Here is a 2,620-nt window from a genome sequence, read left to right on the forward strand (position 1 = left end):
ATGTCGTTCGTATCGCGTTTCCTTTAATAATATATTTTTTTGTAATGTTTATAGTTTCTTTTTGGATAGGCAGAAAGGCAGGAGCAAACTACCCTATTTCGACAACAATGGCCTTTACTGCTTCCGGTAACAACTTTGAATTGGCGATTGCCGTAGCCATTGGAGTTTTTGGGATTCATTCCGGTGTTGCCTTTGCTGCTGTAATCGGACCGTTGGTTGAAGTACCCATTATGATAATTCTTGTAAGAGTATCCTTTTGGTTCCAGAAACGATTTTTCTCTAAACCATTACTAGCAGAATCTTAATTTCAGTTAGAACCCATTAAAGAAGAAGCAGCCGATCATCACTTTATGTGGAAAACTGATTCCCGTCCTTTATGATTAGAGATTTTTCTCGTGAAGGGGATTTACTGCTGCGAATCTCAATCAGAAGCCCAAGAATTTATGTAGTTATACTGGGTTGAAAACCCAGTGCCGATAAAAATATTGGATTTATGAGTTGTTACTATTCTTCAGATGACATGGAACGGATTTCTTCCTGGTTCCGGGTGGAGTGAATAGTATCAGCATAAAATATGAATTTAAAAAGGCATTGACAAGTAAACAGGTTATGGTATATTTAATCTAAACAAGATTATAAAATAATCATGATTATAATGAAGTGCTGAAACAATTTACAGCTTGTCCCCTAAGTCGGGTTTCCTCGAGTTCAAAATGCCTTAGGTGTAGCGAAAAAAGTGTTTGAAAAGAGTTAATTAAAGCAGGAAATTGGTATCCCTACGCTGAGTGGTGGTAGTATTAAAAAGTTTATACCAAATAGGTATATATTTAAAAATTTATTATTTATTTGGAAGGGGTGATAAACAGTCATAATAAGAGTTTAATTTATCGACTTATAAGTTGAAGGACCCAATGGATCTAACTAAGTAAAACCAAAAACCTAGACTGGATTAGATCTTACGCAATACAATTATTTATTATAACAATTTAAATATTATGTATTATAAAGTTGGGGATAGAAAAACTTTAGGTACTTTTTCTCGAAAAAACTGTTATATATCAGTTGTGGTAAATGTTATGTTTTTATAACATCAATATAATAGATTGAGAGGGAGTAGGTGGGAAATATGCAATCCACGCAAGCGACAGGAAGAGATTTAATTGAACGCTGGGTTCTCATTCATAGAGGATTAGGAAAAACTAATGATGAAATGAAAGAAACTATGTTTGTGTATGATAATGAGATATTAACACTCCACTTCAATGAACAAGGATCTATTGAGATCGAATCCGAGCAAAAACATGTGGTTGTATTTCGTAAAATGGATGAACTGGATATGACAAACACATGTCGAGCCTGTAGCATAGAACATCAAAGTTACAAAGATGCTATTGAGTGCTGTCTAGAAATCGAGGATTAAATTTTTTTTACTTAATGTGTTATACATCAATATTTATTATCGTATAACACGGTTGGTTGTAGAAAATTATCTAGTTTTTTGTAGACACGAAGATGGAATACTTCAAAAACTTTTTAATTACTCTGGTGATAACAAATTAACATAAACTAATAATGGATAGGGAGAGATGAACTATGATTAGAGAACAACAAATTCGCGAAATCGAAGAAAGCTGGAAGTCTGATCGTTGGCAGGGTGTGAAAAGAACCTATACGGGTGCCGATGTAGTAAAGCTTCGTGGATCTGTGGTTGTAGAACAAACCTTAGCCCGCATGGGTGCAGAACGTCTTTGGAATCTCGTAAACACAGAAGATTACATCAACGCTTTAGGGGCTCTTACAGGTAATCAGGCCATGCAACAGGTCAAAGCAGGATTAAAAGCCATCTACTTGAGTGGTTGGCAAGTAGCAGCCGACGCCAACCTTTCTGGTCAAATGTACCCTGACCAAAGTTTGTATCCGGCTAATAGCGTACCGCAAGTGGTGAAGCGGATTAACCAAACGCTTCAGCGTGCTGACCAGATCCAACAAGCTGAGGGGAAGGGAGACACGTACTGGTTTGCTCCAATCGTGGCGGATATGGAAGCCGGTTTCGGTGGACCTTTGAACGTATTTGAATTAACCAAAGCGATGATTGAAGCGGGAGCAGGTGGGGTTCACCTGGAAGATCAATTGTCTTCAGAAAAGAAGTGTGGGCATTTAGGAGGTAAAGTATTACTTCCCACTCAAACGGCGGTTCGCAACTTAATTGCCGCTCGATTGGCTGCCGATGTCATGGGGGTACCAACTGTTATTATCGCTCGTACCGATGCGAATGCGGCTAACCTTATTACCAGTGATGCGGATTCGTATGATCATCCATTTTTAACAGGTGAAAGAACATCGGAAGGATTCTACTACACGAAGCCAGGATTAGATCAAGCGATTTCACGTGGATTAGCGTATGCTCCTCACTGTGATATGATCTGGTGTGAAACATCAGAACCGAATATTGATGAAGCTCGCCGTTTTGCAGAAGCGATCCATGCCAAGTTTCCGGGTAAACTTTTGGCTTACAACTGCTCACCATCCTTCAATTGGAAGAAGAAGTTGGATGATGAAACCATTGCTAACTTCCAAAAGGAACTAGGAAAAATGGGATACAAGTTCCAATTCGTTACCT

3 protein-coding genes are annotated in these 2,620 nt (G+C 38.4%); all 3 read left to right on the forward strand.

Annotated features, from left to right (window positions below):
- Positions 1 to 305, forward strand: a 305-nt coding sequence (locus ABLT31_RS38230; protein WP_367760949.1) for an arsenic resistance protein, incomplete at its 5' end; no start/stop codon positions are given.
- A gap of 821 nt (positions 306 to 1,126) precedes the next feature.
- The gene (locus tag ABLT31_RS38235) at positions 1,127 to 1,420 is read left to right on the forward strand and encodes a hypothetical protein (RefSeq protein ID WP_367760950.1); all 294 of its coding nucleotides are present in this window, start codon (positions 1,127 to 1,129) and stop codon (positions 1,418 to 1,420) included.
- 173 nt (positions 1,421 to 1,593) lie between these two features.
- Positions 1,594 to 2,620: isocitrate lyase (gene aceA, locus ABLT31_RS38240; RefSeq protein WP_367760951.1), on the forward strand; the 1,027-nt coding region annotated here is incomplete at its 3' end.

The organism is Ammoniphilus soli (assembly GCF_040813775.1).

Coding starts and splice junctions, on each gene's coding strand:
- ABLT31_RS38235 (WP_367760950.1), top strand. CDS start 1,127: ATGCAATCCACGCAAGCGACAGGAAGAGATTTAATTGAACGCTGGGTT.